Source organism: Rathayibacter sp. VKM Ac-2929, assembly GCF_022815495.1.
Taxonomy (GTDB): domain Bacteria; phylum Actinomycetota; class Actinomycetes; order Actinomycetales; family Microbacteriaceae; genus Rathayibacter; species Rathayibacter festucae.
Genome location: NZ_JALGRV010000003.1, coordinates 472,624 through 498,869, shown reverse-complemented (window position 1 = coordinate 498,869; position 26,246 = coordinate 472,624). Strand labels below are relative to the sequence as shown.

Genomic DNA, 26,246 nt, shown 5'->3' with positions numbered 1-26,246 from the left:
GGAGACATCCGCCCGCTCCGCCGAGCACCGACCCGAGAGGCCCCGCCGTGCCCGCCAGCACCCAGAACGCCACCACCGCCACCGACTCCGGCACCACCGCGCTGCAGGAGTACGACGTCGCCGTGATCGGCGCGGGCCCGGCCGGCACCGCCGCCGCCCTCCGCGCGGCCGAGCTCGGCGCGAAGGTGGTCGTGCTCGAGGCCGGCCGCGTCGGCGGCACCTGCGTCAACACCGGCTGCGTGCCCACCCGCGTGCTCGCGAAGACCGCGCGCATCGTCCGCGAGGCCCGCACCGCCGGCGACTACGGCGTCGACGTCGGCACGCCCGTCGTCGACTGGGCCGCGACCGTCCGCCACGTGCACGCGCGGGTCGACAAGGTCCGCTCGATCAAGCGCGAGGCGCAGCGCTTCGAGGAGGCGGGAGTCGAGCTGATCCACGAGGGCCGCGCGCGCTTCGTCGACGAGAGCACCCTCGTCCTGGACAGCGGTCGGCGGATCCGCGCGCGCTCGATCCTGATCTGCGTCGGCGGCCACTCGCGCCGCCTGCCGATCCCGGGCGCCGAGCTCGCCACCGTCCCCGAGGACGTGCTGGCGCTGCCCGCCCTCCCCCGCCGGGTCGCGGTCATCGGCGGCGGCAACACCGGCGCGCAGCTCGTCACGGTGTTCAACGCCTTCGGCTCCGAGGTGACACTGCTCGACGTCGCTCCGCGGATCCTGACCACCTCGGACACGAGCATCTCGGAGCACGTCGCCGGCGCCTTCGAGCGCCAGGGCGTGCGCGTGCACCTGGGCATCGAGACGGTCGAGCGCCTCGAGCGCGCGGAGGACGGCTCGATCGACATCACCTGGCGCGAGGACGGCTCCGCGCGCACCGAGGGCGTCGACGCCGTGATCATGGCGACCGGCTGGCCCGCCGACGTCGAGGACCTGGGGCTGGAGAACGCCGGCATCGAGGTCGTCCGCTCGGCGATCCCGGCCGATCAGTACTTCCGCACGATCGTGCCGCACGTCTTCGCGGTCGGCGACGCGAACGGGCGCGACATGCTCGTGCAGGCGGCGCAGTTCGAGGCGGAGGCGGCGGCCGAGAACGCGGTGCTCGGCGCCAACCGGCGCACCCCGCAGTTCCTGCTGCCGGCCGGCGGCTTCACGGACCCGGACTACGCGGGTGTCGGCTTCACGCAGGAGCAGGCCCGCGAGCGCGACCCGCAGTGCATCGTCGCGTCCGTGCCGTTCTCGAGCGTCGACCGCGCCGTGATCGACGACCGCGAGGGCGGGTTCCTGACGCTGATCGCCGACCGCCGCCGCGAGCTGCTGCTCGGCGCGCACGCCGTCGGCGAGAACGCGATCGAGGTCGTGCAGTCCGTGACGACCGCGATGGCGGCCGGCGTCGACGTCGCGACCCTGGCGAACGTGCGGTTCGCCTACCCGACGTACAGCGCGGTGATCGGCATGGCGGCGCGGGCGCTGCTGGCCGAGCCGGCGCGGCCCGCCGAGCTGGAGTGAGCGGCGCTACCCGATCCCGGAGCGCGGCGCCAGCCCTCACCGGGTTCGGCGCCCGCTCCGAATGATGAGGGAAGGGCGACTCCCGCCCTTCCGCTCCCGAGAGGAACCACCGTGCCGATCCCCGCTGTCGACTACGCCCACATCCGCCTGACCGTCCGCGACATCGCCGTGTCGCGCGCCTTCTACGACTCCGTCTTCGGCTTCGACGTCGCCTTCGAGGCGCCGCCCGCGGACGCCCCCGAGGAGCAGAAGGAGCAGCTCGCGTTCCTCTTCGGCGGCGTGATCTACCAGTTCCCGGGCGGACTGCTGGGCCTGCGCCCGGTCGCCGACGCGGGCGACCGCTTCGACGAGGACCGCATCGGTCTCGACCACCTCAGCTTCGCCGTCGCCGACCTCGACGCCCTGAAGGCCGCCGCCGCCGCGCTCGACGAGCTCGGCATCGCGCACGAGCCGATCAAGGACGCCGGCGGCCAGAGCATCCTCGAGTTCCGCGACCCCGACAACATCGCGCTGGAGATCAGCTCGCCGAGCTGAGCGCAGCGCATGCTGGTCGAGTAGCCCCGCAGGGACGTATCGAGACCCACCCATCGGACGACGGTGGATCTCGATACGCCCGCTCCGCGGGCTACTCGATCAGCAGGTGCCTCTCACGGGCGGCGCCAGAGGTACGGGGTCGTCGTCGAGACCTTCGCGAGGCCCGAGCGCTCGAGGATGGGGCGGGAGTACTCGGTCGAGTCGCTGTGCACGAGGGTGCGGCCTGCCTCGAGCGCGGCGGCGGCGCGCGCGGCCGTCAGCGCGCGGTAGATGCCGCGGCCGCGGTACTCCTCGAGAACGGCGCCACCCCAGACGCCGACGACGTCGGAGTCCGCGACCGGCTCGAGCCGGCCGCCGCCGACCATGCGGCCGTCGACCTCGGCGACCCACAGCTCCATGCCGTCGCCGCGAGCGAGCCGTGCGACCAGCGCATCGGCGATGTCCGTGTCGACGTCCTCGCCGAACGCGGCGTCGATCATCGCGCTGAACGCGCGGACGTCCGGCTCGTCGACGACGCGGCGCAGGGTCGCGCCGTCGGGCACCGGGGCGTCGCGGGTGAGCGCCTCGAGCGGGCCGATCATGATCGACTCCGTCTCCTCGGCGACGAAGCCGTGACGCAGCAGCGCCTCGTGCAGACCGGGCGCCCGGTCGTGGCCGCGGGTCTTCCACTCGACCTTCCGGATCTCCGCGTCGGCGTCGAAGTGCGCGCGGGCCGCGGTGACGAGGGCGTCGATCGCCGCCTCGTCCGCCCCGCCGAGGTCGCGGTAGGTGACGAAGCCGCGCCCGCCGGCGAAGGTGACCAGCCGGAGCGGCCCGGCGCGCGTCACCGCCACGGCGCTCGGCGTCTCGGCGTCGGTGCGGAGCTGCTCGTCGTAGACACGCAGGTACTGCGCGCGGAGGTCGTCGGGGTGGGTGCTGGTGGTCATCCCGCCACGCTACGGGCGGAGGGCGCAGATCGCCTCGGGGTGCCCATGCTGATCGAGTAGCCCGCGGAGCGGGCGTATGGAGATCCACCGACGTCAGAACGTGAGTCTGCAGACCCGCCGCGCTGAGGACGGCGGGTCTCGATACGACCCTGCGGGGCTACTCGACCGGCATGTTCGCCGGCGCCTCTTCCCGATGGATCCTCCGATGTCAGAACACGAGTCTGCAGATCCGCCCTGCTGGTGACACGGATCTCGAGACGCCCCTGCTGGCTCCTCGACCGGCAGGGGTGCGCACAACATCAGCTGAGAGCAGGGGGCATCCCCTGACAGCGGAGGCCACCCCTTCTCAGCTGATGTTCTGCAGCGCTCGAGCGCTCCACGCCGTTCGAGCGGGCCCTCCGGTGGTCGCACAGCACGTGCAGCGGGCGTGTGGAGGTCCGCCCGCGTCGGAAGACGAGTCTGCAGACCGCCCTGCGGAGGACGGCGGGTCTCGATACGCCCCTTCGGGGCTGCTCGACCAGCATGAGACTCGACATGCCCCTGTGAGGCTGATCGATCAGGAGGGTCCTCTCCCCCATCGCGGAGGCGCGAAGCGGCTTCGCCTGCTCGACCGGCGGGATGCGGAGCGGGGTCAGCCGGTGACGCGGGCGATCAGGTCCTGGATGAAGGGGAGGACGTCGCCGGCCTGGTCGACGCTCGCGAAGGCGGTGGCGAGCAGCGGCCAGACGGAGCCGACGAGGGTGGCGATCACGGCGGCGACCGCGGCGACCCAGGCGAGGGCCGCGTTCCGGGAGACCAGGGCCAGAGCGAGGAACGCCAGGGCGACCAGGTAGCTCAGGACGATCGAGAGGGTGATCGCGCCGACCGGGACGTCGAGGACGCCCGCGGTCGTCGCGTCGGCCGCGCCGATCAGGCCGAGCACCGGGAGCAGCACGCCGACGACGATCAGGAAGCTGACGACGACGCCGGTCGCGAGGGCGGCCCAGGCCGCGCGCGGCTTCCGGCGCGAGCCGTAGGAGCGGGTGCGCACGGCCTACTCCGACCCGCGGCGCTCGGCGTCGGCGATGTCGGAGCCGTCGGCGGCCGAAGCATCGGTGGCCGAGGTGTCGGCGTCCACCGGCTCGACCTCGACGCGGACGACGAACTCGGCGGCGGGAGCATCGGCGGTGACGACGACGGTCTCGACAGCGTCGGAGTCGGAGTCCGCGTCGGCGTCGCGCTCCACGCGGGCCGGCCGCGTCGCGACCTCGTCGGACAGCGAGTCCGCGGTGGCGTCCGACGCGGCGGCGCGGTCGGCGGCCTCGTCGAGGCGGTCCGAGGCGTCGTCGAGCGCGTCGGCGGTCCGCTCGCGGGCGGTGTCGAGTGCCGCGGCGCCCTTCTCCCGAGCGGAGTCGAGGGCGGCGCCGCCCTTCTCGCGGGCGGAGTCCATCGCGTCGCCGGCCTTCTCGACCAGCGAGGGGCCGTCCTCGCGCTCGGAGTCCGGCACCTCGATCGGGTCGAAGGGGCCGTGCACGTCGGTGACGTTGACGTTGACGACGACGCGCTCGCGGGTCAGCTGCGCGGCGGCCTTGCCGACCTGCTCGCGGACGGCGTCGATGACCTCCTGGACGGGGCGCGGGTACTCCGACACCAGGTCGAGGTCGAGGACGAGCGCGCCGTCGACGCGGGCGATGCTCACGCCCGGGCTCGTGCTGGTGCCCAGGACGGCGCGGGTCGCGCGGTCGAGGGTGCGGGCGGCGGCGCCGCCGAGGTGGTGGACGCCGGTGACACCGGCGGTGGTCTCCGCGGCGGCGGTCGCGAGCAGGCGCTCGATCGACTCGCCCTCCGGGTGCGCGCCGTCGATGGCGCGGAGGTCGTTCGTTCCGACGGTGTCGGTCATGGGGTACTCCTCAGTGGTCTTCCGGCCCTCCCGAGCGGGAGGGCCGGATCGTCCGGTGCGGCGGGTGCGCGGCACGGGGCGGCGCGGACGCCGCTACTGCACGCGGGCGCTGCTGCTCATCCTGGTGCGGAGGCCGCTGACGATCTGGATGACCACGGGGGTCTCCTCGCCCAGCACAGCGTCCCAGCTCTTCACCGCGTCGTCGATCGCGCGGCGGGTCCGCATCGGCGAGACGCCGCGGCGGGTGTGCGCGGTGACGCGGAGGACGGTGCGGTGCTTGACCTCGAAGGCGGTGACGTCGAGCGCGACGATCGAGGGATCGTGCGACAGCGCCTCCTCGAGGACGTGCTCGGCGACCTTCGCGTCGATGGTGACGGAGCCGCCGGTCGGCGTGCCCGCGCCGGAGCCGGAGCCCACGCGCAGCAACGTCGACGTGCGTCCCCGGCCCTGGCGCACGATGAAGCGCACCAGCAGCAGGATCAGCACGAGGGCGACCACGGCCGTGACCCAGAGGATCCACGGCTGCCCGCCGGAGAGGGCGTCGCTGGTGGGCTGCGTCGCGTCCTCCGCGCCGGTGGAGACCGTCTCCTGGACGTCGGGGAACAGCGATCCGGCCGCGACGGCACCGCCGGCGAGCAGGAGCACGAGGCCCACGACGAACAGGAGGAGGCGGTTGAGGAACCGGTTGGTGGTGGTCATCGGACCGTCCCCTTCTCGGACAGGCGCACGCGGGCCGTGAGCTTCGGGCTGATGTCGTAGCCGGCGAGCTCGGCGTCGACCGCCTCGCGGATGGTGCCGACGTCGAGTCTGCGCCCGGAGGTGCGGCCGACGGTGACACCGGCCGTGCGACCGCCGATCGACACCGACACCTGGTCGGGGTCGACGTCGCCGGCGTAGGCGGCGGTGCGGGCGAGGCTCTGCGCGATCACGCGGTCGTCGATGACGGCCGCCGTGCGATCGGCGCCGGCGCGGCGGCGGCCGCGACGACCCGGGGAGAAGGACACGACGATCAGGACGAGCCCGATCAGCGCGGCGACCGCTCCGCCGGCCACGATCAGCGGGACGGGAGCGCTCGCGGCGCCGAGCACCGCGGCCGCTCCGTCCTGCGGGGCGACGAGCAGCGCGGGCTGCCCGAGGGCGGCGAGCACCGCCTCCGTGCCGATCCACGCGAAGACGAGGATGAGCAGGACCGCGAGGACGATCGCCGAGGTGGAGCGGGACGAGGTGATCTCGCGCCGGACGAGCCGGGGATAGAGGGCTCCGGTGGAGCGGGTCCCTGAGGCTGCGGGGGTCGTCACGAGACTCTCCTTCGCTCGCGCAGGTCGGCCCCGGTGATCCGGAGGTCGACGCGCCCGATGGTGGACCCGGTCAGCTCGAGGCAGCGGGTGCGGATGGTGGACTGGGCCGTGCTGAGACGGCTGAGGACCGTGCCGGAGCGGCGGTCCCCCTCGCCGAGCGGACGGATGCGCAGGGGGGCCTGCGCGGTGACGTGCAGCTTCCCCCCGTCGTCGTCCAGCTCGACCGAGACGTCCGACGCGTCGACGTCGAGCGCCTCCGCGGTGACGGCCGACACGACCCTGCGCACGGCGCGCGAGGTGATCGTCGTGCGGCCGTGGCGGGCCTGGTCGGCCATCACCGCCGCGGTCACGAGGACCGCCGCCCGCGGAGGGTGTCGGCGAGCGAGCTCAGGTCGAGCTTGCCCTCGACGACGCGGCCGACGCCGTAGCCGATGGCCATGGCGAGGGCGACCCAGAGGAGAGCCCAGAAGCCGAAGACCAGGCCGGTGACGGCGAGGACGGCGCCCAGGATCAGGCCGAGGTGGGACGGAGTCACTTGACGCGGCTCTCGGTGTCCTCGTCCTTGTCGTCCGAGGGGATGTAGACGTCGGCGACGGTCACGTTGACCTCGGTGACCTCCATGCCCACGACCGAGAAGATGGCCTCGGAGACGGCGGAGCGGATGCTGTCGGCGAGCTTCTGCAGCGCGACGGGGTACTCGGCGACGACGGTGATGTCGGCGGCGACCTGCTTCTCGCCGACCTCGACGGAGATGCCCTGGCCGCGGTCCTGCGCGTTGATCGCGTTGCGGATGGCGCCGATGGCGCGGGCGGCTCCGCCGCCGAGGTCGTGGACGCCGGCGACCTGGCGGGCGGCGATGCCGGCGACCTTCTCGACGACGCCGTCGGCGATCGTGTTCTTGCCGGTCGAGGTCTCGGTGCCGTGCTTGGCCGAGGTGGTGGCGAGGGTGCTGGGGGTGACGTTGGTCATGATGCTCTCCCTGGTAGAAGGTGATGCGCGACTCGGTCGCGGTGACGACGATCCGTCGCACATGAATCAGACGTGCGGGGCTCCGGGATCGTCCCGCCGGATCAGCCAGTGCGCAGGAAACATCGAGCGACGACGCGCTCTGCGGCCAGCGCCGTCCACAGGCCCGCGGAGTTGCGCGGCAGCTGTCGGCGAGCCTCGGGGAGGAGGCGGTGGGCCGCGTGCTCAGCGGCGCAGCGTGTGGCTCGGCAGCTCCTCGAAGCGGGCCTGGTAGGCGCTGGCGAAGCGGCCGAGGTTGCCGAAGCCCCACTCGCGGGCCACGGCGGCGACGGTCGTCGAGCAGGGGTCGCCCTCGACGAGGTCGTGGTGGGCGCGGTCGAGGCGGACGTCGCGGAGGTAGACCGACGGCGAGACGCCGAGGTGGCGCTGGGTGGCCTGCTGCAGGGTGCGGGTGTGCAGGCCGGCGGCGCGGGCGGCGTCGGCCGGGGTGATCGGCTCGTGCGCGTGGTGCTGCAGGAAGTCGAGGGCGACGCGGGTGCGCGAGGCGGAGGGGCGGCGGAGCACGGCCGGGACGTCCCAGGCGCGCCACGGGAAGAGCAGCAGCAGCGCGCGGGCCAGGTTGAGCTCGGCGGTGAAGCGCACCAGCGGAGCGATCGCGGCGCTCGCGAGCGCGGCCGTCGCGTCGGTCACCGCGGTCCGCCAGCGGGCGAGCACGCCGGGGTCGGCGTCGGCCTCGTGGTCGAAGGAGACGGGCTGGCGCGGGCCGGAGTGCGACTCGGTCGCGACGTCCTCGAGGAAGCCCGGCGCGAAGTGCACGAGGTTCTGGCGGTGCGGCTGGTAGGCCAGGCCGAACTGGCGCTCGGCGGGCAGCAGGAACGGCGCGGACGCGGCTCCGGTGCGGGTGAAGGGGCGCAGGTTGAGCTGGCCGCCGCCGGCGCGGAACCAGCCGACGACGTACTCGCGCAGATGCGCGATCTCGCCGGTCAGCGCGCCGGCGCAGTCGGAGGTGCGGAGCGTGACCCGCTCGCTCCCGCGGTAGGCGTAGCGGAAGGAGAAGGCGCGCGCACCGGGCTGCACCCGGAACGAGCCGCCGCCGTAGGCCTCGGCGTAGACGGCGGACGCCTCGGCGGGGTCGGCTCCGGCCGCCTCGAACCGGCGCTCGGCGCCGACGGAGGAGTCGCTCACCGGGGCGAACGGGCTGCCCATCGTGAAGGTGGAGCCGCTGGGTGCCTGGGCGGGCGCTGTCGGCGACGGGGAGGTGTGCATGGTCGGGCTTCTCTCGGGGTCTGGGAGATCAGGGGCGGACGGGGGTCGGTCTTCGCCTCGGTGCTCTACAGATACAGACGGGTCGACGGCCGGAAACGTCACGGATCCGGGCCGTGCTCGCAATCCGGCCAGCGGATTCGTCGGCGACGGAGGAGGCTGGTAGGCATTCGGAGCAGCGGCTGCCGAGAACGCGCGCAGGCGCGCAACGACGGCGGAACGGCGGGAGGTGGCGATCGTGGCGGAAGCGCTGCCCGACGAGGCCCGGCCCGACGACGTCCGGCCCGACGACGACCCGCTGCTCCGCGCCTCCGACGCCACGCTCGCCGCCCGGGCCGTGGACGGCGACATCGCCGCCTTCGAGCAGCTGGCCCGGCGCCACGGCGCGCTGATGCGGGTCTACGCCGCGAAGCTGCTGGGCTCCGAGGCGGAGTCGGACGACGTGGTGCAGGAGGCGTTCCTCACCGGCTGGCGCCGCCTCGGCGACCTCGACAGCCCCGCGCACATCCGGAACTGGCTGATGCGGATCGTCTCGCACAAGGCGATCGACCGGATCCGCGTCCGCCGCCGCCACGACGACATCGACGACTGGGATCCGCCCGCGCCCGCCGAGAGCTCGCCCGAGCGGATCGTCGAGGCGCGGCTCCAGCTGGACGCCGTCTGGGAAGCACTGGACCGATTGCCTCCCGATCAGCGACGCTGTTGGCTGCTCCGCGAGACCGCCGGCTACAGCTACCAGGAGATCGCCGACGCTCTCGAACTCCCCGTCTCGACGGTCCGCGGCCTGCTCGCCCGAGCCCGCCGCTTCCTGCTCCACGAACTGGAGGCATGGCGATGATCGACGCAGACGACGCCGTGCCCGAGGACGGCACGCCCGAGAACGGCGCTGCCGAGACCTCCGCGCCCGGCGGCGCGGTGCCCGACGACGACCTCGAGGGCCACACGCTGGAGGAGCTCGGCGAGTACCTCGACCGCGGACGCACCCCGGTCGATCCCTCGATCGAGGGCTCGGCCGCCTGCCGCCTCGCGCTCGCGAACCTCACCCGCCTGAACGAGCTGTCGGCCACCGCGCTGCGCCGCCGCGCCGACGCGGAGCCGGACCGCGACGAGGTCTGGATCGCCGGGCTGCTCGACGCGATCCGGTCCGAGGTGCGCTCCGGGCGCGACGTGCCGATCCGCCACCCCGACCCGACGCTGCGGCTCGCGCTGACCGAGGCAGCCGTGCGCGGGATGATCCGGCGCGCGGGCGACACGATGGGCGGCGTCATCATGGGCCGCTGCACGCTCGACGGCGACGTCGGGACCCCGGGCGCGGTGATCCGGGTCGACGTCACCTTCGCGCTCGAGTTCGGCGTGCCGGTCGCGACCGTCGCGGACCGCCTGCGCGAGCGGATCCGCTACGCCCTCGAGCGGCACACCGAGCTCGTCGTCGGCGCGATCGACGTCACCGTCGACGACGTGTATCCGAGCAGGGAGGACCAGCCGTGACCGACAGCACCGCGACCGACAGCACCGGGACGGACGACAGCACTCTCGACGGCGCCGCTCACGACGACACCGCGCTCTCGCAGCGTCTCACCGCCGCGATCCGCGATATCGAGGGCGTCGCCGGGGTCTACCCGGCGCAGCCGCTGCTCGAGGCGGCCGCCGACGCGCTCGCGGTGAAGCTCGCCCTGCGGCAGCCGGACGTGCTCGTCGACATCGACCGCTCGGACGGCTTCACCACCGTCACCGCGCACATCGCGGCGACCGCGGCGCTCCCCGCCCCCGAGACCCTGCGCGCCGTCGGCGAGGGGCTCCGGCGCCTGCTCGACTCGGAGCCGTCGGTGATCGGCCCGCTCGCCGTGAACGTGAAGGTCCGGCTGGTCGAGGACTCGGGGCGCGCCGCGGAGTAGCGCCGGTCAGGCGTCGATCGTGCGCTGCGCGCCGGGATCGGGGCTCGCACCCGCGTCGGCCAGCCCCCCGTCGGTCACCCTCACGTCGCTCGCCTCCACGTCGGTCGACGCGAGACTGATCCGGCGCGGCTTCGCCTTCGCGGCGATGGGGATGCGCAGCGTCAGCACGCCCGCCGTGTAGTCGGCTTGCACGCTCTCGGTGTCGAGGGAGTCGCCGAGGACGAGCTGGCGGCTGAAGATGCCCCACTGCCGCTCGGCGGCGACGGGGTCGGCGCCCTCCGGGAGGTGGCCGGCGCGCTCGGCACGCACGGTCAGCACGTTCCGCTCGACGTCGATGTCGATCCGCTCGGGCTGGACGCCGGGCAGGTCGAGCTCGACGACGAAGTCATCGCCCTCGCGCCAGGCGTCCAGGGGCATCACGGTCGGACGGGCGGCCGTGCCGAAGACCTGCCGGCTGAAGCGGTCGAGGTCGCGGAACGGGTCCTGCTGCAGAAGCATCATGGTCTCCTCACTCGCTGGAAATCGGTCGCCACCGGGCCTTTCGCCGGTGACATACAAGTATTTACAGCGGCGGGAGCGCTCGTGCAAGAGCGTCTCAGCGAACGCCGAGGAAGTCGCACCAGGCGGGCTGATCGGGGTCGTGACCGGGCCAGACCTCGACCGGCCGGCCATCGACTCCGTGCTGCGCCGCGAGGTCCGCGAGCCGCTCGATCGAGCGCTGCGCGGCGTCCGCGTCCGACGGGCGGGCCGTCCAGCCGCAGGGGGTGCGCTCGTCGAGGTTGCGCTGCAGGTCGGCGGCGTCGCAGGCGAGCACGATCGAGCGGTCGGCGAGGTCGATCCGGAACGACTGGTGGCCCGGGGTGTGCCCGCGGGTGTCGAGCGCGGAGACGCCGGGGGCGAGCTCGGTGTCGCCGTCGAGGAGCAGCACCCGGACGTCGGCGTCGAGGAGGTCCTGCGGGACGACGGTCTCGCGGCGGCCGAGGCCCTCGCCGAGCCACTCCCACTCCCGCCGCTGCAGGGCGACCGGGGTGCCTGCGGGAGCGAGGCGCAGCCCGCCGGTGTGGTCGAGGTGCAGGTGAGAGAGGGCGACGAGGGCGAGGTCCTCCCAGCGCAGGCCGGCCGCCGCCACCTGCTCGGCGAGCGCGTCGCCGGGCGGGACGACGGCGGTGTAGCTCTCGTAGTCGTAGTGCGCGGCACGCTGGGCGGGGTCACGGACGCGGTCGAGGTGGAAGCCGCCGTCGATCAGGATCCAGGAGTCGCCGAGGTCGATCGCGGCGCCGGTGACCGGCTCGAGGAGGAAGCGCGCCGGGTCGCCGCCGCGGAGCGAGATCGACTCCGCGATCGGCTCGTGGCCGAGCACGAGCGGGACGAGGCGGCGGGGGCGGCCGAGCGGAAGGGCGCCAGGCCAGTCGTCGGCGATCACGGGAACCTCCTGCAGCTCTTCGGATTGGATCCAATATAGTCGTGAATGAATCCACAACCATCCTCCCGCACGAGACGAGGGCTCGCATGACCGGCGCCATCCCGATCAACATCCCGATCACCACCGAGATGCTCCACTGGGGCCGTCGGCCGACCTACGAGATGGTCGAGCAGATCGTCGACGGCTACCCCTCCGACGTCTCGCGCTGGCTGATCGGCGCGCACACCGGGACGCACGTCGACGCGCCGTCGCACTTCGTGCCGGGCGGCGCGACCGTCGACGAGATCGCGCTGGAGAGCGTGGTCGGGCCGGTCCGGGTGCTCGACCTGCGGCACGTCGCGGAGGAGATCACCGACGAGGACCTCGTCGCGGCCGGCGCCGAGGGGGCGGTGCGGGTGCTGTTCCGCACGCGCAACTCGACCGACGCGCTGACCCGCGCGGTGAAGTCGGAGACCTGGGTCGGCCTCGCGCCGAGCGGTGCGCGCTGGCTGGTCGAGCACGGCGTGCTCTTCGCGGGCCTGGACTACATGACGATGGAGGCGCCCGCGCACACCGAGGAGTGGCCGACCCACGTGCTCCTCTGCGGCGCCGGCGTCGTGATCCTCGAGAACGCGGACCTCGCGCAGGTCGAGCCCGGCGACTACCTGATGGTCTGCCAGCCGGTCGCCTTCGAGGGCCGCGAGGCCGCCCCCGCCCCGACGGTCCTGCTCCCCCTCCCGTGACCCCCTCCCCGCGAGATGCCACTTGTGCACGCTTTCCACGGCGGGTCGCGTACTCAAGTGGCATCTCGCGGAGGGGGTCAGACTCCTGCGGGCTCCAGGGCTCCCTGCTGCTCGCGGTCGAGCTCGGTGCGGACCGAGCGCTCGCCGGCGAGCTCGCGCGGGGTGCGCGGGGCGAGGAGGCCGACCACGATGAACGTGCCGAAGCCGATCGCCGCGGCGACGAGGGTGGCGTAGCCGTCGAAGCCGGCGCCGATCAGGTCGTTCGGGACGTAGAGGATGTCGTTCGGCACGCCGTAGAGCGTCGGCGTGAGCGCCAGGAAGACCAGGCGGACGACCAGGCCGACGCCGGCCGCCGTGAGCGCGGCGACGACCCCGGGGCGCTTCCAGAAGACGCCGAGCAGGAACGGCGCGGCGAGGCAGGCGAGCATGATGTCGAAGGCCAGCGTCAGCAGGATGCCGGTCTGGCTGACCCGGATCGCGAGGAACGAGCCGAGGATCACGATCGGCACCATGGCGACGCGGGTCCAGCGCAGCAGCGGGTCCGGGCCGCTGCCGGAGTGGCGGCGGACCGAGAGCACGTTGCGGACGACGATCGCCGAGGTGGCGAGGATGGCGCCGGACGCGGTCGAGAACGACGCGGCGACGACTCCGGAGAGCACCAGGATCGCGATGACCGGCGGCGCGTAGTCGTCGAGCAGCGTGAACAGGACCGGGCCGTCGGCGGCCGAGAGCCCCAGGACGGCGGTGGCGCTGAGCGCGACGATCGCGAAGATCGAGCCGATCGCCGCGGTGCCGACGGCGGCGGCGTAGCAGGCGCGGCGGGCGACCTCGGGCGACTTGGCGCCGAAGATCCGCTGCATGAAGTCGATCGCGACCAGGTCGCCGATGCCGAGGGCGACGAGGGTGGCCCAGTTGACGGGGGCGCCCATCGCCGGGTCGGTGAGCTGCTCGAAGTCGAATGGCCCCATGCCCTCGGGGATGACGATGCCGTAGGCGAGCGCGACCCAGACCAGCAGCGAGATCGCCGCGACGACCGTGATCACGGTCTGGATGGCCGCGGTGTACGCGTCGGAGAAGAGGCCGCCGGCGATCGTGTAGCTGAGCACGAGGGCGACCGAGAGGATCACGCCCCAGGCGTACGGGATGCCGGCGAAGCGCTCGAGCAGGAAGCCGCAGGCCACCAGGTTGCCGGCCAGCAGGATCGTGAAGGAGAAGACCATGATCACCGAGGCGACGACCTCGGTGGTGCGGTCGTAGCGCATCCGGAAGAAGTCGGCGAGGGTGAAGAGCTTCATCGCGTTCATCGGCTTGGCGAGGAAGAGACCCGTGATCAGGAGGCAGATCGCCAGGCCGATCGCGAGCGAGGCGCCCGCCCAGAAGCCGAACTGCGAGGTGAGGTCGGTGTTGCCGACGGTGGCGTTCGAGTCGACCGCGGCGGCGGTGAGGCTGACGGCGACGAGCGGGATGCCGAGGCGGCGTCCGGCGACGAGGTAGTTGGCGCTGTCGCCGTCGATCTTGCGGGCGACCGCGATGCCGACGGCGAGGATCACCACGACGGTGATCCCCACTCCGAGGATGATCATGCGTGCTCCGAGCTGCTGGGTGGTGCGGCGGGGTGTTTCTATCGGTTGATAGACACGGATCCTGCCGCGCGCTCGGTCGCGGTTCTTTTCGGGCGTGGGTCGATCCTGTTAACTCCGGCGCGCGGGCCCCTCATCGAGAACGCGAAAGTTGCGGTAGTCGACGCCGAGTACCGCAACTTTTGGAGGATGGGCGGGGGCTCGGGGCGTGCGGCAGGCCGGACGGGCGGGGCGTCAGCGCAGGTGGGCGAGCAGGGCCGGGCCCGCGGCGAGCGCCTCGGCGACGGCGGGGCGCGGGAGGTCGAGGACGCGGAGGGCCGCGAGGGCGACCGCCTCCGCGGAGGGGCCGGGCTCGGCGGGCTGCCGGCGGCGCTGGAGGATGACGTTCTCGACCAGGGCGAGGACGAGGGAGGCGCCGGTCGCGGGATCGGCGGCGCCGCAGGCCGCGACGAGGGTGCGGTAGGCGGTTTCCAGCTCGGAGCGGCGGTCGCGGAACTCGGCGAAGCGCTCGTCGCCGAGCTCGGGCAGCAGGTAGAGCGCGCCGACGTTGTGCTCGCCGGCCGCGAGCAGGCGGGCGTCGGAGACGCAGAGCGCCCAGAGGCGCGCGGCCGGCGGCTCGTCGCGGGTGAGGAGCACGGCGGCGGCGTCGAGCGAGGGCTGCACCGTGCCGAGCAGCAGCTCGAGCAGCACCGCGTGCTTGCCGCCGAAGTGGTGGTAGAGCGAGGCCTGGCGGATGCCGGCCGCCGCCGCGATGGCGTGCGTGCTGGTGCCGCCGAAGCCCTCCGTGCAGAAGAGCGCCGCGCTCGCCGCGAGGATGTCCGCCCGCGTGCCCAGCCCGGTGAGCGACGCCCCGGAGGCGCGCGGCCGTCCGGGGGGTGCGCTGGCCATGCGCTCGACCGTATCAGCGCCGTCGAGCCCCGCCGACTCTCCAAAAGTTGCGGTAGTGGCGCGCGACTACCGCAACTTTTGAGGAGTGGGCGGGTGGGCGAGGGGCGGGGGCCGGCAGACGAGGGGCGGGGGCGGGCGGACGAGGGGCGGGTGGGCGAGCAGGACGCGCGCGAAACACGATCGCAACGTCGGGGTCACAGCGGCGACACGGGGGCGCGGTTGACTTCCTGTCGAGCGATAGAAACCCCGGCAGCGACCGGACCAGCAGACGGAGCAGGCGCAGCATGACGACATCAGGCACCTCGACCACGGCGGGTGCGCGCGAGCACGCCCGCGCCCAGGAGGCGGCGGCGGCGAGCACGCGCCCCGACGCGCCGGAGGGCGTCACCCAGGCGGACCTGCGCTGGTCCGAGCGGATCGAGGGCGGCGGCTACGGCCACCGCGTCCTCGCCCGCGGGACGCACCTCCGCCTGACCGACGTCACGGGAGACGCCTGCGCCTCGCTCCTGGTGTACAACGCGCTGGAGCCGCACGAGCGGCTGAACGTCGCGGACACCGTCAAGGTGCAGTGGCAGGTCTACGCGGGCGCCGGCCAGCTGCTGCTCAGCGACCAGGGCCGCGTGCTCGCGAGCGTCGTCGCCGACGATTCCGGCCGCCACGACACGATCTACGGCACCACCGCGCTGGCGCGGAACGTCGAGCGCTACGGCGACGGCTCGCCGCAGGGCCCGTCGCCGGCCGGTCGCGAGCTGCTGCTGCTCGGCGCGGCCAAGCACGGACTGGGGCGGCGCGATCTGCCGCCGAGCGTCTCATACTTCCAGGGGGTGCGGATCCGCGAGGACGGCAGCCCGGAGTGGCTCGGCGGCGCCGGGCCCGGCCGCTCGGTGACGCTGCGGCTGGAGATGCCGGCGATCGTCCTGCTGGCGAACACCGCGCATCCGCTCGACCCGCGGCCGGAGTTCACGGTCGGCCCGGTCGACGTGCACGCCTGGGCGGGCGAGCCGGCGAGCGCCGACGAGCGCGCCGCCACTCCGGAGGGCCGCCGCGCCTTCCTGCAGACCGACGAGTACCTGAGCGCGAGGGGCATCGCATGAGCACCACCGGCACCGACACGAGCACGAGCAGCAGCGACACCACCACCGCCTACGGCACCGAGACCCACCGCGAGACCGTCGCCGCCCGCGCCCCCTGGTCGCGCCTCCTGAAGCGCGGCGAGTTCCTGACCATCGTCGACGTCGACGGCAACCAGGCCGTCGACTTCCTCGCCTACGACGCGGAGGACCGCACCGCCTACTCCGCGGCCGCGACCCTGCAGGCGCAGGAGACGGTGTACCTGGTCACCGGCTCGGTGCTCCGCGACGCCGAGCACCGCCCGCTGCTCACCGTCGTGGCGACCGACGTCGAGCGCCACGACACCCTCGGCGGCGCCTGCTCGAAGGAGAGCAACGCGCTCCGCTACGGCTTCCACACCACGGCGCAGCACGCCTGTGCGGAGAACTTCGTCGCCGAGCTCTCCCGGCACGGGATGGGCAAGCGCGACCAGGTCTCGAACGTGAACTGGTTCATGAACGTGCCGGTGGACCCGGACGGCGCCCTCGGGATCGTCGACGGGATCTCCTCCCCCGGCCTCAGAGTCGTGCTTCGGGCCGAGCGGGACACCCTCGTCGTCGTCTCGAACTGCCCGCAGATCAACAACCCGTGCAACGGCTTCGACCCGTCGCGCGCGGAGATGATCGTGCACAGCGGGGCGAACGCGGGAACGGGCACCGCATGAGCTTCGACACCCTCCTCGTCGCCAACCGCGGCGAGATCGCGGTCCGCATCCTCCGCACCGCGAAGGCGATGGGCCTGCGGACCGTCGCCGTCTACTCCGACGCCGACCTCGGCGCCGCGCACGTCGCGCTCGCCGACGAGGCGGTGCGGCTCGGCCCGGCGCCCGCGGCCGACAGCTACCTGCGGATCGACCGGATCCTCGAGGCGGCCGCGCAGACCGGCGCCGGCGCGATCCACCCGGGCTACGGCTTCCTCAGCGAGAACGCCGAGTTCGCGCGCGCCTGCGCGGCGGCCGGCATCGTCTTCGTCGGCCCCACTCCCGAGCAGCTGGAGGTGTTCGGCGCCAAGCACACCGCGCGCGACGCCGCCGAGCGCGCGGGCGTGCCGCTGCTGGCCGGCACCGGGCTGCTCGACGACGCCGACCACGCGGCCCGCGAGGCCGACCGCATCGGCTACCCGGTGATGCTCAAGGCGACGGCGGGCGGCGGCGGCATCGGCATGCGCGCCTGCCGCGACGAGGCCGAGCTGCGCGCCGCCTGGCGCGAGGTGCGGCGCCTGGCCGAGGCCGGCTTCTCCTCCGCCGGCGTCTTCCTGGAGCGGCTGGTCGAGCGCGCCCGGCACGTCGAGGTGCAGGTCTTCGGCGACGGCGCCGGCCGCGTCGTCTCGCTCGGCGACCGCGACTGCTCGCTGCAGCGCCGCAACCAGAAGGTGGTCGAGGAGAGCCCCGCCCCCGATCTGCCGGACGCCGTTCGCGAGCGCATCGCGGAGGCGTCGCGCCGGCTCTGCGCCGAGGCCGGCTACCGCAGCGCGGGCACGGTCGAGTACATCTACGACCCGGTCCGGCAGGAGGCGGCGTTCCTCGAGGTGAACACCCGCCTGCAGGTCGAGCACCCGGTGACGGAGTCGCGCTACGGCATCGACCTGGTCGAGTGGATGCTGCGGCTGGCGCAGGGCGAGACGGCGTTCCTCGACACGGTCCCGGAGCCGAGCGGGGCGGCCGTCGAGGCGCGGGTCTACGCGGAGAACCCGGACCTCGGCAACGCGCCGAGCTCGGGCACCATCACCGGGCTGCAGTTCCCGGACGACGTCCGCGTCGACGGCTGGATCCGCCCCGGAAGCGAGGTCTCCACCTCCTACGACCCGCTGCTCGCGAAGGTCATCGTGAGCGGCGGCACCCGCGAGGAGGCCTGGGCCGCGCTCGGACGGGCGCTCGCCGCCACCCGGGTCGACGGCATCGCGACCAACGTCGGACTGCTGCGGGCCATCGCCGCCTCGCCCTCGGTGCTCGCGGCCGAGCACTCCACCGCGACCCTCGACGACCTGCGCGACGCGAGCCCGCGGGTCGAGGTGCTGAAGGGCGGGATGCTGACCACCGTGCAGGACGCGACCGGGCGCCTGGGCTACTGGCCGGTCGGCGTGCCGCCGTCGGGACCGATGGATCCGCTGTCGTTCCGCCTCGGCAACACCGCGCTCGGCAACCCCGAGGACGCGCCGGGGCTCGAGATCACGATGAGCGGGCCGACCCTCCGCTTCCACACCGCCACCCGCGTGGTGCTGACCGGGGCACCCGCGCCGGCGACCCTCGACGGCGCGCCGATCCCGCAGTGGGAGCCGGTCGCGGTGCCGGCCGGCGGCGTCCTCGCCATCGGCACGGCCGAGAGCGGCATGCGGCTGTACCTGCTGGTCGAGGGCGGGCTCGACATCCCGCTGGTGCTCGGCTCGGCCAGCACCTTCGACCTCGGCGCGATCGGCGGGCACGCGGGGCGCGCGCTCGCCCCGGGCGACGTGCTCGGGCTGCGGACGCCGAGCGTCCCCAACACGGTCGCGATCGTGCCGGAGGAGGAGCGCCCCGCGTTCCCGCACGCCTGGACCCTCGCCGCGCTCGAGGGCCCGCACGCCGCTCCGGAGTTCTTCACCGAGGACGACATGGCCGTCTTCTACGCCACCGACTGGGAGGTGCACTTCAACTCGGCGCGCACCGGCGTCCGCCTGCTCGGCCCGAAGCCGCACTGGGCCCGCGAGGACGGCGGCGAGGCCGGGCTGCACCCCTCCAACATCCACGACACCCCGTACGCGGTCGGCGCCGTCGACTACACCGGCGACCTGCCGATCCTGCTCGGACCCGACGGCCCGAGCCTCGGCGGCTTCACCTGCCCGGCGAGCGTCGCGACCGGCCACCTCTGGCGGCTCGGGCAGCTCCGCCCCGGCGACACCGTGCGCTTCGTGCCGGTCACCGCGGCGCAAGCGACCGGGCTGCTCGACGCTCCGCTCGACGAGCCCGCGGCGGGCCGCGCGGCGGTCGACGACCAGGGCGTGCTGCACCGCCGGCCCGCGCACGACGGCGATCCGTCGCTGGTGCTGCGCCGGAGCGGCGACGCGAACCTGCTCGTCGAGATCGGCGAGATGAGTCTCGACCTCGCCTCGCGGATGCGCGTGCACGCCATCGCCGAGACGCTGGAGAAGGCGGCGCTGTCCGGCGTGATCGAGCTGACCCCGGGCATCCGCTCGCTGCAGGTGCACTTCGACCCGCGGACGACCTCGACCGACGCGGTCGCCGAGGCGGTGCTCGCGGCCGAGGCGCTGCTGCCCGCGACCGCCGACCTGCGCGTGCCGAGCCGCACCGTGCACCTGCCGCTGGCGTGGGACGACCCGTCGACGCGCGAGGCGATCCGCCGCTACATGGCGGGCGTCCGCGACGACGCGCCCTGGTGCCCGTGGAACATCGAGTTCATCCGCCGGATCAACGGCCTGGACAGCGTCGACGAGGTCTACCGCACGGTGTTCGAGGCCGAGTACCTGGTGCTCGGGCTCGGTGACGTCTACCTCGGCGCACCGGTCGCGACTCCGCTCGACCCGCGGCACCGGCTGGTGACCACCAAGTACAACCCGGCGCGCACCTGGACGCCGCAGAACGCCGTCGGCATCGGCGGCGCCTACCTCTGCATCTACGGGATGGAGGGGCCGGGCGGCTACCAGTTCGTCGGCCGCACGGTGCCGATCTGGTCGACGCACCACCAGGCCGGAGCGTTCGAGACCGGCGTGCCGTGGCTGCTGCGGTTCTTCGACCGCATCCGCTGGTACCCGGTGGAGCCGGACGAGCTGCTCGAGCTGCGCTCCGAGATGGCCGCGGGGCGCCTGCCGCTGCGGATCGAGGAGGGCGAGTTCGGGCTCGCGGAGTACCAGGAGTTCCTCGCGGAGAACGCGGAGTCGATCGCGGACTTCCGCGCGGTGCAGGCCGGGGCGTTCGGCGCCGAGCGCGCCGCCTGGGAGGCGTCGGGCGAGTTCGACCGCGTGGAGGCGGTGCCCGCGCCGCCCGCGTCCTCCGCCGTGGAGATCCCGGACGGCTGCGAGGGCGTCGAGGCGCCGTTCGTGGCGACCGTGTTCCGGATCGACGTGGCCGTGGGGGATGCGGTCTCGGCCGGGCAGACGCTGGTCGCCCTCGAGGCGATGAAGATGGAGGCGCCCGTGACGGCTCCGGCGGCCGGGCGCGTGGTCGCCGTGGTCGCCGAGGTCGGGGCGCACGTGGCCGCGGGCACGGTGCTCGTGGTGCTGGAGACGAGGGCCGAGCAGGCCGAGGAAGAGGACGCAGCATGATGGACGACCCCGCGCTGGACCCCGCGATTCAGGACCCCGCGGCGCACGTCGCCGAGCGCTACCGGCGGCTGGCCGCCCGGCCCGAGGCGTTCATCGCCCTGCGGCCCGAGGCCGAGGTGGCGGCCGAGCTGGCCGCCGTCGATCCGGCGCTCCCGCTCGCCGGGCTGCTGTTCGCGGTGAAGGGCAACATCGACGTCGCGGGACTGGAGACGACGGCGGCCTGCCCGGCGTTCGCGTCCGCGCCGGCCGAGGACGCGACCGTGGTGGCGCGGCTGCGCGCGGCGGGAGCCGTGGTGCTCGGCTCGGCCAACCTCGACCAGTTCGCGACGGGCCTCGTCGGCACCCGCTCCCCCTACGGCGCGGTGCGGCACGCGGTCGACCCGTCGCGGATCTCGGGCGGCTCGTCCTCCGGCTCCGCGGTCGCGGTGGCGCTCGGCGGCGCGGACTTCGCGCTCGGGACCGACACCGCGGGCTCCGGCCGGGTGCCGGCCGCGTTCCACGGGCTGGTCGGGCTGAAGCCGACCAAGGGCTGGGTCAGCGCCGCCGGCGTGGTGCCGGCCTGCCGGAGTCTGGACGTGGTGACGGTGATGGCGGCGGATCCGGCGATCGCCCGGCGCGCGCTCGACGTGATGGCCGGGCCGGACTCGCGCGATCCGCTCAGCCGCAGCGGAGTCGCCGAGCCGTTCGCCTCGACGGCGCGGATCGGCGTCCCGCGGCCCGGGCAGCTCGGCGAGCTGGCGCCCGGCTGGGCCGAGGCGTTCGACGCCGAGGTCGCCCGCTGGGCCGAGGCGGGGGCGACGCTGGTCGAGCTCGACATCGAGGTGTTCCTCGAGACCGCGCGGATGCTCTACGACGGTGCCTTCGTAGCCGAGCGCTACGCGGCGGTCGGCGAGTTCGTCGACGCGCACCCCGACGAGGTGGACCCGGTGGTCGGCGGCATCGTCTCGCGCTCGCGGGAGCTGCCGGCCTGGAAGCTCTTCCAGGACCAGGAGCGGCTCGACCGCGCGCGGGTCGCCTCGGACGCCGTGTTCGAGCGGATCGACGCGCTGCTGCTGCCGACGACGACCGAGCACCCGACGCTCGCGGCCGTCGCCGCCGACCCGATCGGCGTCAACTCGCGGCTCGGGCGCTTCACCAACTTCGCGAACCTGCTCGACCTGGCCGCCGTCGCCTACCCCGCCGGAGTCGTCGACGGGCTGCCGTTCGGCGTGCAGCTGATCGGGCCCGCGTTCACCGACCACCAGCTCGCCGATCTCGTCTGGAGCCGCTCATGAGCACCGCCGCGAACACCGTTCTTCTCGCCGTCGCCGGCGCGCACCTGCGCGACCAGCCGCTGCACCACCAGCTCGCCGATCGCGACGCGGAGTTCGTCGAGGCGACGATGACGAGCGCCGACTACCGCCTCTACGCGCTGTCGACCGTGCCGCCGAAGCCCGGCGTCGTGCGCGTCGCCGAGGGCGGCGCGGCCCTCGAGGTCGAGGTGTACCGGCTGACGGAGGCCGCGTTCGGCTCGTTCGTCGCGGCGCTCCCGCAGCCGATGGCCATCGGCGCGGTCGCGTTGGCCGACGGCTCCCTCGTCAGCGGCTTCCTCGTCGAGCCGATCGCCCTCGCCGGCGCGGACGACATCACCGCCTTCGGCGGCTGGCGCGCCCACCTCGCCCGCTGACGCGCGCCCTCCCCTGCTGGTCGAGCAGCGCGCAGCGCGTTCCATGCTGGTCGAGTAGCGCGGAGCGCGTTCCATGCTGGTCGAGTAGCGCGGAGCGCGTATCGAGACCCACCCACCGAACGATGGTGGATCTCGATACGCCCGCTGCGCGGGCTACTCGATCAGCATGGAGTGCGCCCGCTCCGCGGGCTCCCCTTTCCGCCTGGCTTTCCGCGTCTCGAGACCCGCGCCTCACGCAGCGGCTAGATCGTCGGGAGGAGGATCTCGCGGACGAGGGCGTCGAGGCGGGCGTCGGCGTCGAGGAACTGGCGGAGGGTGCGGCGGGTGGCGCCGAACGAGCCGAACTCGTCGACGGTCATGCCGTCCTCGAAGTAGGCGCGGCGGAACTCCGGGAGCTCGAGCAGCGCGGCCAGGATCTCGGCGGGGACCGGGACGTCGATCTGCGCCGGGTCGACCTCGATGCGGTTCTCGTGGATCAGCAGCTGCCACTCGAACGGCGGCGAGACGACGAGGTCGCCGCCCACCAGCTCCGACCACTGCAGGTGGTTGCGGAACGCGGCCGAGAGGATGCGCGAGCGGTAGCCGCGCTCCCGGAAGATCCGGTACGCCTCCTTGAGCGCCGCGACGCCCGCCCAGTCGAGGTGGCCGGGCTGCACGAGGCGGCGGTCGGCCGCGACCGACGCCTTGATCCAGTCGTCGAGACGCCCGCCCATGATGGTGACGACGGAGCCGAACTCGTGGTCCGGCAGCCCCTCGGCCGCGCGGCGGTCGAAGCCGCGCTCGATCGCCTCGGCGACGGCCACCGCCTGCGCGACGGTGAACGACACCGTCGCGTTGATGCTGACGCCGCGGTAGGTCGCCTCCTCGATCGCGCGGATGCCGATCGCCGTCGCGGGGATCTTCACGATGATGTTCTCGGCGAGCTCCGAGAAGTGCACGGCCTGCGCGACGAGCGCGTCGGCGTCGCGGTGCAGCCGCGGGTCGGTCTGCACCGAGAGGCGCCCGTCCCGTCCGCCGCTCGCGCGGAACGCGGGGAGCAGCAGCTCGGCCGCCTCGATCGACATCTGCTCGATGGCCAGCCAGCCGAGCTCGCTCTCCCCCGCAGTGGGGTGCTGCTCGGCGAGCGCCGCGATCCGCGGACCCCAGACGTCGAGGTGCTTCTCGATCGTGGTCAGCGCGATCACCGGGTTGCAGGTCGCGCCGACCGCGCCGAACGCGATCGACCGGCCGAGCTCCTCGAGGTCCGCGGAGTCGTTCCAGAGGCTGGTCGCCGTCGCGGCTCCGGCGCGCAGCGGCTCGTACGGGGCGGTCGCTGCGTCGGCGGTCACGGTGGCGCTCATGGTCTTCTCCAGGGGACGGGGCGCCTCGGCGCCGGTGGCAATGGTGCTCATTCTAGGCGGATTCTGTATAAATGTCCTGACATTAGGGCAGGCCTTTCCCGCCAGGCGCTCAGCCCAGCAGCGGCTTCTGCGCCGCTCGCTGCCGCGTGTACTCCTCGAACGCCCGCTGCGTGCTCGGCAGCTCGGACACCTCCGCGACGGGGACGTCCCACCAGCCCTCGCCGCTCGGCGCGTAGAGCAGCGGGTCGCTGTTGATGTGGATGAGGGTCGTGCGATCGGACGCCTTCGCGGCGGCCACCGCGGCGCGCAAGTCGTCGATCGCGGACCCGCTCGGTGCCACCTCGATCACGTCGACGCCGTAGCTGCGCGCGTTCGCGGCGAGATCGAGCGGGATCTCGCGGTCGTCGAGCCCGCGGTACTGCGTGCCGTAGCGGCCGGAGCCGACGGTCTCGGAGAGGTGCCCGATCGAGGCGTAGCCGTGGTTCTGGATCAGCACCACGATGATCTTCAGTCCCTCGGCCACCGCGGTCACCAGCTCGGTGTGCAGCATCAGGTAGGAGCCGTCGCCGACCATGACGACGACGTCGCGGTCCGAGCCCGACGCCTCCGCCCCGCGCTTGACGCCGAGGCCGCCGGCGATCTCGTAGCCCATGCAGGAGAAGGCGTACTCGACGTGGTAGCCGAGGCTGTCGCGCACCCGCCAGAGCTTGTGCAGGTCGCCGGGCAGCGAGCCGGCCGCCTGCACGACGACGTCCTCGGGGTCGGTCGCGGACTGCACCGCACCGATGATCTCGGCCTGGCCGGGCAGCGCGAGTCCGGAGGGGGCGAACGAGGCGTCGACCGCGGCGTCCCACTCCGCCTTCTCGCGGCGGAGGCGCTCGGCGTACTCCTCGGAGACGTGGAACCGGCTCAGCTGCTCGCGCAGCGCCACCAGCGCCTCGCGGGCGTCGGCGATGATCGGCAGGCGGCTGCCGTGCTTGTAGGCGTCGAACGCGGCGACGTTGATGTTCACGAACACGACGCCGTCGTTCTGGAACACGGTGCGGCTCGCGGTGGTGAAGTCGCTGTAGCGCGTGCCGATGCCGATGACGACGTCGGCGTCGGCCGCGAGGCGGTTCGCGGCGGTGGAGCCGGTGGCGCCGATCCCGCCGAGGTACTGCGGGTGGTCCCAGGCGAGGGCACCGCCGCCGGCCTGGGTGGTGGCGACGGGGACGCCGGTGGCCTCGGCGAACGCGCGCAGCGCCTCCTCGGCGCCGGAGTAGATCACGCCGCCGCCTGCGACGACGATCGGATTCCGCGCGGCGGCGATCGCGGCGACCGCGCGCTCGAGCGGGCCGCGCTCCGGGACCGGGCGGCGCAGGTGCCACTCGCGCTCCTCGAGGAAGGCGACGGGGACGTCGAGCACCTCGGCCTGGACGTCCTCGGGCAGGGCGATGGTGACGGCGCCGGTCTCCGCCGGGTCGGTCAGCACGCGCAGCGCCGCGAGGGCGATCGAGTACAGCTGCTCCGGCCGCTGCACGCGGTCGAAGAAGCGCGAGAGCGGCCGGAACGCGTCGTTGACGGTGATGCCGATGTCGTGCGGCAGCTCGAGCTGCTGCAGGACCGGATCGGCGACGCGGGTCGCGAAGGTGTCGCTGGGCAGCAGCAGCGCCGGGAGCCGGTTCGCGGTCGCGAGGGCGGCGCCGGTGAGCATGTTGGCGGCGCCCGGTCCGACGGAGGCGGCGCTGGCGTAGGTGCCGAGCCGGCGGTGCATCCGCGCGTAGCCGACGGCCTGGTGCACCATCGCCTGCTCGTTGCGCGCCTGGTGGTACGGCATCAGGGTCGGATCGAGGGCGTTCGACTGCGCGAGTGCCTGGCCGATGCCGGCGACGTTGCCGTGCCCGAAGATGCCGAACATCCCCGGGATCGTGCGCTCGCGGTGGTCGCCGTCCACGGTCCACTGCCGGGCGAGGAACTCGACGAGCGCCTGGCTCACGGTCATCCGCTGGGTCTTGTCGGCCATCAGTGCTGTCCTCCGGTGGTGCTGGGTGTGCTGTCGGTCGTGTCTGTGCTGGTCGTGCTGTCGGGCGTGTACGGGAGTCGGGGGTCGATGTCCTGGTCGTCCCAGGTGCTGCGGATCCAGCCGTGCGCCGGATGGTCGCTGATCCGCCAGGCGCGCTCCTCGCCCGGGCCGGCCATCACGTTGAGGTAGTAGAGGTCGTAGCCCGGCGCCGCGACGGCGGGGCCGTGGTAGCCGAACGGGACGAGGGCGATGTCGCCGGTGCGCACCGTCGCGTCGATCGCGATCTCGCCCGCGGGCGACGTGGAGGTGCTGAACATCCCGAACGGCTCCGCGCTCGCGGGCGCCTCGACGCCGCGGCTGACGGCGGTCTCGAAGTAGTAGATCTCCTCGAGCCGCGACTCGTGCCCGGGGACGTCCTCGTCGTGCTTGTGCGCGGGGTAGCTCGACCAGTTCTCGGCGGGAGTGATCACCTCGCAGACGATGAAGCGGTCGGCCTCGAGCGCGCTCGGGGTGCCGAAGTTGTGCACCTGCCGGCTGGAGCGGCCGGCACCGCGGAGCTCGACGGGGATCTCCGCGCGCGGGATGTAGCGGCTCGGGTACGCGGTCGCGGCGGGGGCCTCCGCGATCGCGACGCGGCCCTCCCCCGACACCGTCGCGGAGGACAGCATCGAGAGGTAGAGCACGTCGCTCGGGCCGTCGAAGACCGAGGCCCGGCCCGCGAGGACGGTGGTCTCCGCGGTGCCGTCGGCCTCGTGCCGGACGGTGAAGGAGCCGGCGAGCGGGACGACGAGGCGCTCGAGGCCCGCGGCGGGGAGCGCGAGCTCGTCACCGGGGGCCAGGTCCGCGACGCGGAGTCCGGTGTGCCGCCAGCCGGGCAGGCCGGCGTCGACGACGGACTCCCAGCCGTCGCGGGCGAGCGCGCCCCGCGGGAACAGCCACTCGTTGTGCGTGGTCATCTCGGGCCTTCCGTCGTGTCTCGGTGGGGGGTGCGCTGG

27 protein-coding genes are annotated in these 26,246 nt (G+C 73.7%); 11 read left to right on the top strand and 16 right to left on the bottom strand.

Annotation, left to right across the window (positions count from 1 at the left end; genetic code table 11):
- Positions 1-47 precede the first annotated feature (47 nt).
- Entirely contained in the window at positions 48-1,502 is a 1,455-nt protein-coding gene (locus MT355_RS11435; protein WP_243599619.1) for an NAD(P)/FAD-dependent oxidoreductase, read from the top strand.
- Between the two features lie 111 nt (positions 1,503-1,613).
- Positions 1,614-2,036, top strand: coding sequence for a VOC family protein (locus tag MT355_RS11430; RefSeq protein ID WP_123447474.1), 423 nt, complete (start codon positions 1,614-1,616; stop codon positions 2,034-2,036).
- A gap of 113 nt (positions 2,037-2,149) precedes the next feature.
- On the opposite strand, the gene MT355_RS11425 is transcribed toward MT355_RS11430, so the two are convergent.
- The 9 genes from MT355_RS11425 to MT355_RS11385 all read right to left on the bottom strand — a co-directional run bounded on the left by MT355_RS11425 (position 2,150) and on the right by MT355_RS11385 (position 8,371).
- The gene (locus tag MT355_RS11425) at positions 2,150-2,962 is read right to left on the bottom strand and encodes a GNAT family N-acetyltransferase (protein ID WP_243599618.1); all 813 of its coding nucleotides are present in this window, start codon (positions 2,960-2,962) and stop codon (positions 2,150-2,152) included.
- Positions 2,963-3,593: 631 nt separating this feature from the next.
- Positions 3,594-3,992, bottom strand: a complete 399-nt coding sequence (locus MT355_RS11420; protein WP_243599617.1) for a hypothetical protein — start codon at positions 3,990-3,992, stop codon at positions 3,594-3,596.
- A 3-nt stretch (positions 3,993-3,995) separates the two neighbouring features.
- Positions 3,996-4,841 carry an Asp23/Gls24 family envelope stress response protein gene (locus MT355_RS11415; protein WP_243599616.1) on the bottom strand — a complete coding sequence of 282 codons (846 nt, stop codon included), beginning with the start codon at positions 4,839-4,841 and terminating at the stop codon, positions 3,996-3,998.
- Between the two features lie 93 nt (positions 4,842-4,934).
- The gene (locus tag MT355_RS11410; RefSeq protein WP_243599615.1) at positions 4,935-5,540 is read right to left on the bottom strand and encodes a hypothetical protein; all 606 of its coding nucleotides are present in this window, start codon (positions 5,538-5,540) and stop codon (positions 4,935-4,937) included.
- The gene (locus MT355_RS11405; RefSeq protein ID WP_243599614.1) at positions 5,537-6,139 is read right to left on the bottom strand and encodes a hypothetical protein; all 603 of its coding nucleotides are present in this window, start codon (positions 6,137-6,139) and stop codon (positions 5,537-5,539) included. Before MT355_RS11405 ends, MT355_RS11410 begins: the two co-directional genes overlap by 4 nt.
- Positions 6,136-6,489, bottom strand: a complete 354-nt coding sequence (locus MT355_RS11400) for a hypothetical protein (RefSeq protein ID WP_243581525.1) — start codon at positions 6,487-6,489, stop codon at positions 6,136-6,138. The genes MT355_RS11405 and MT355_RS11400 overlap by 4 nt, the downstream gene beginning before the upstream one ends.
- Positions 6,486-6,674, bottom strand: coding sequence for a DUF2273 domain-containing protein (locus MT355_RS11395; protein ID WP_123734545.1), 189 nt, complete (start codon positions 6,672-6,674; stop codon positions 6,486-6,488). Before MT355_RS11395 ends, MT355_RS11400 begins: the two co-directional genes overlap by 4 nt.
- Positions 6,671-7,108 carry an Asp23/Gls24 family envelope stress response protein gene (locus tag MT355_RS11390; RefSeq protein ID WP_243599613.1) on the bottom strand — a complete coding sequence of 146 codons (438 nt, stop codon included), beginning with the start codon at positions 7,106-7,108 and terminating at the stop codon, positions 6,671-6,673. Before MT355_RS11390 ends, MT355_RS11395 begins: the two co-directional genes overlap by 4 nt.
- 222 nt (positions 7,109-7,330) lie before the next feature.
- Positions 7,331-8,371: a helix-turn-helix domain-containing protein gene (locus MT355_RS11385; RefSeq protein ID WP_243599612.1), complete on the bottom strand. Its 1,041-nt coding sequence runs from the start codon at positions 8,369-8,371 to the stop codon at positions 7,331-7,333.
- Between the two features lie 235 nt (positions 8,372-8,606).
- Between MT355_RS11385 and MT355_RS11380 the strand changes: the two genes are divergently transcribed.
- From MT355_RS11380 to MT355_RS11370, 3 genes are read left to right on the top strand one after another with little or no spacing between them, the layout of a single operon-like run.
- Positions 8,607-9,206, top strand: a complete 600-nt coding sequence (locus MT355_RS11380; RefSeq protein ID WP_308197361.1) for an RNA polymerase sigma factor — start codon at positions 8,607-8,609, stop codon at positions 9,204-9,206.
- Positions 9,203-9,856, top strand: a complete 654-nt coding sequence (locus MT355_RS11375) for an Asp23/Gls24 family envelope stress response protein (RefSeq protein WP_243599611.1) — start codon at positions 9,203-9,205, stop codon at positions 9,854-9,856. Before MT355_RS11380 ends, MT355_RS11375 begins: the two co-directional genes overlap by 4 nt.
- Complete coding sequence (locus tag MT355_RS11370; RefSeq protein ID WP_243599610.1) at positions 9,853-10,263, top strand: hypothetical protein; 411 nt, start codon at positions 9,853-9,855, stop codon at positions 10,261-10,263. The genes MT355_RS11375 and MT355_RS11370 overlap by 4 nt, the downstream gene beginning before the upstream one ends.
- Positions 10,264-10,269: 6 nt before the next feature.
- On the opposite strand, the gene MT355_RS11365 is transcribed toward MT355_RS11370, so the two are convergent.
- A complete protein-coding gene (locus MT355_RS11365) occupies positions 10,270-10,761 on the bottom strand; it encodes an Hsp20/alpha crystallin family protein (protein ID WP_243599609.1) in 492 nt (163 codons plus the stop codon).
- 97 nt (positions 10,762-10,858) lie between these two features.
- On the bottom strand, positions 10,859-11,686 hold the full coding sequence (locus tag MT355_RS11360; RefSeq protein ID WP_243599608.1) for an N-acyl homoserine lactonase family protein: 828 nt from the start codon (positions 11,684-11,686) through the stop codon (positions 10,859-10,861).
- 41 nt (positions 11,687-11,727) lie between these two features.
- Between MT355_RS11360 and MT355_RS11355 the strand changes: the two genes are divergently transcribed.
- On the top strand, positions 11,728-12,408 hold the full coding sequence (locus tag MT355_RS11355; RefSeq protein WP_243599607.1) for a cyclase family protein: 681 nt from the start codon (positions 11,728-11,730) through the stop codon (positions 12,406-12,408).
- A gap of 77 nt (positions 12,409-12,485) precedes the next feature.
- Here MT355_RS11355 and MT355_RS11350 read toward each other — a convergent pair whose 3' ends face one another.
- Positions 12,486-13,991: a sodium:solute symporter family protein gene (locus MT355_RS11350; protein ID WP_123734537.1), complete on the bottom strand. Its 1,506-nt coding sequence runs from the start codon at positions 13,989-13,991 to the stop codon at positions 12,486-12,488.
- A gap of 231 nt (positions 13,992-14,222) precedes the next feature.
- On the bottom strand, positions 14,223-14,876 hold the full coding sequence (locus MT355_RS11345; RefSeq protein ID WP_243599606.1) for a TetR/AcrR family transcriptional regulator: 654 nt from the start codon (positions 14,874-14,876) through the stop codon (positions 14,223-14,225).
- Positions 14,877-15,160: 284 nt separating this feature from the next.
- Here MT355_RS11345 and MT355_RS11340 point away from each other — a divergent pair, with 284 nt between their 5' ends.
- Genes MT355_RS11340 through MT355_RS11320 form a run of 5 tightly spaced genes read left to right on the top strand, consistent with a single transcriptional unit; the run spans position 15,161 to position 21,909 of the window.
- Positions 15,161-15,970, top strand: a complete 810-nt coding sequence (locus tag MT355_RS11340) for an urea amidolyase associated protein UAAP1 (RefSeq protein WP_243599605.1) — start codon at positions 15,161-15,163, stop codon at positions 15,968-15,970.
- Positions 15,967-16,650, top strand: coding sequence for an urea amidolyase associated protein UAAP2 (locus MT355_RS11335; protein ID WP_243599604.1), 684 nt, complete (start codon positions 15,967-15,969; stop codon positions 16,648-16,650). Before MT355_RS11340 ends, MT355_RS11335 begins: the two co-directional genes overlap by 4 nt.
- Positions 16,647-20,243 (top strand): urea carboxylase, encoded by a 3,597-nt coding sequence (gene uca, locus MT355_RS11330; RefSeq protein WP_243599603.1) that lies wholly within the window; start codon positions 16,647-16,649, stop codon positions 20,241-20,243. The genes MT355_RS11335 and uca overlap by 4 nt, the downstream gene beginning before the upstream one ends.
- Positions 20,240-21,517: an allophanate hydrolase gene (atzF, locus tag MT355_RS11325; protein WP_243599602.1), complete on the top strand. Its 1,278-nt coding sequence runs from the start codon at positions 20,240-20,242 to the stop codon at positions 21,515-21,517. The genes uca and atzF overlap by 4 nt, the downstream gene beginning before the upstream one ends.
- On the top strand, positions 21,514-21,909 hold the full coding sequence (locus MT355_RS11320) for a hypothetical protein (RefSeq protein ID WP_243599601.1): 396 nt from the start codon (positions 21,514-21,516) through the stop codon (positions 21,907-21,909). The genes atzF and MT355_RS11320 overlap by 4 nt, the downstream gene beginning before the upstream one ends.
- Before the next feature lie 242 nt (positions 21,910-22,151).
- Here MT355_RS11320 and MT355_RS11315 read toward each other — a convergent pair whose 3' ends face one another.
- The 3 genes from MT355_RS11315 to iolB are packed head-to-tail and all read right to left on the bottom strand — an operon-like array spanning position 22,152 to position 26,207.
- On the bottom strand, positions 22,152-23,300 hold the full coding sequence (locus MT355_RS11315; protein WP_243599600.1) for a transaldolase family protein: 1,149 nt from the start codon (positions 23,298-23,300) through the stop codon (positions 22,152-22,154).
- Between the two features lie 58 nt (positions 23,301-23,358).
- Positions 23,359-25,251 (bottom strand): 3D-(3,5/4)-trihydroxycyclohexane-1,2-dione acylhydrolase (decyclizing), encoded by a 1,893-nt coding sequence (gene iolD, locus MT355_RS11310; RefSeq protein WP_243599599.1) that lies wholly within the window; start codon positions 25,249-25,251, stop codon positions 23,359-23,361.
- The gene (gene iolB, locus MT355_RS11305; protein ID WP_243599598.1) at positions 25,251-26,207 is read right to left on the bottom strand and encodes a 5-deoxy-glucuronate isomerase; all 957 of its coding nucleotides are present in this window, start codon (positions 26,205-26,207) and stop codon (positions 25,251-25,253) included. The genes iolD and iolB overlap by 1 nt, the downstream gene beginning before the upstream one ends.
- Positions 26,208-26,246: the final 39 nt, after the last annotated feature.

Excerpts from the sequence above, each read along its gene's own strand:
- MT355_RS11410 (WP_243599615.1), bottom strand. The coding sequence starts at position 5,540 with ATGACCACCACCAACCGGTTCCTCAACCGCCTCCTCCTGTTCGTCGTG.
- MT355_RS11425 (WP_243599618.1), bottom strand. The coding sequence starts at position 2,962 with ATGACCACCAGCACCCACCCCGACGACCTCCGCGCGCAGTACCTGCGT.
- atzF (WP_243599602.1), top strand. The coding sequence starts at position 20,240 with ATGATGGACGACCCCGCGCTGGACCCCGCGATTCAGGACCCCGCGGCG.
- MT355_RS11315 (WP_243599600.1), bottom strand. The coding sequence starts at position 23,300 with ATGAGCACCATTGCCACCGGCGCCGAGGCGCCCCGTCCCCTGGAGAAG.
- MT355_RS11345 (WP_243599606.1), bottom strand. The coding sequence starts at position 14,876 with ATGGCCAGCGCACCCCCCGGACGGCCGCGCGCCTCCGGGGCGTCGCTC.
- MT355_RS11320 (WP_243599601.1), top strand. The coding sequence starts at position 21,514 with ATGAGCACCGCCGCGAACACCGTTCTTCTCGCCGTCGCCGGCGCGCAC.
- MT355_RS11365 (WP_243599609.1), bottom strand. The coding sequence starts at position 10,761 with ATGCTTCTGCAGCAGGACCCGTTCCGCGACCTCGACCGCTTCAGCCGG.
- iolB (WP_243599598.1), bottom strand. The coding sequence starts at position 26,207 with ATGACCACGCACAACGAGTGGCTGTTCCCGCGGGGCGCGCTCGCCCGC.
- iolD (WP_243599599.1), bottom strand. The coding sequence starts at position 25,251 with ATGGCCGACAAGACCCAGCGGATGACCGTGAGCCAGGCGCTCGTCGAG.
- MT355_RS11350 (WP_123734537.1), bottom strand. The coding sequence starts at position 13,991 with ATGATCATCCTCGGAGTGGGGATCACCGTCGTGGTGATCCTCGCCGTC.
- MT355_RS11375 (WP_243599611.1), top strand. The coding sequence starts at position 9,203 with ATGATCGACGCAGACGACGCCGTGCCCGAGGACGGCACGCCCGAGAAC.
- MT355_RS11340 (WP_243599605.1), top strand. The coding sequence starts at position 15,161 with ATGACGACATCAGGCACCTCGACCACGGCGGGTGCGCGCGAGCACGCC.
- MT355_RS11385 (WP_243599612.1), bottom strand. The coding sequence starts at position 8,371 with ATGCACACCTCCCCGTCGCCGACAGCGCCCGCCCAGGCACCCAGCGGC.
- uca (WP_243599603.1), top strand. The coding sequence starts at position 16,647 with ATGAGCTTCGACACCCTCCTCGTCGCCAACCGCGGCGAGATCGCGGTC.
- MT355_RS11390 (WP_243599613.1), bottom strand. The coding sequence starts at position 7,108 with ATGACCAACGTCACCCCCAGCACCCTCGCCACCACCTCGGCCAAGCAC.
- MT355_RS11335 (WP_243599604.1), top strand. The coding sequence starts at position 15,967 with ATGAGCACCACCGGCACCGACACGAGCACGAGCAGCAGCGACACCACC.
- MT355_RS11415 (WP_243599616.1), bottom strand. The coding sequence starts at position 4,841 with ATGACCGACACCGTCGGAACGAACGACCTCCGCGCCATCGACGGCGCG.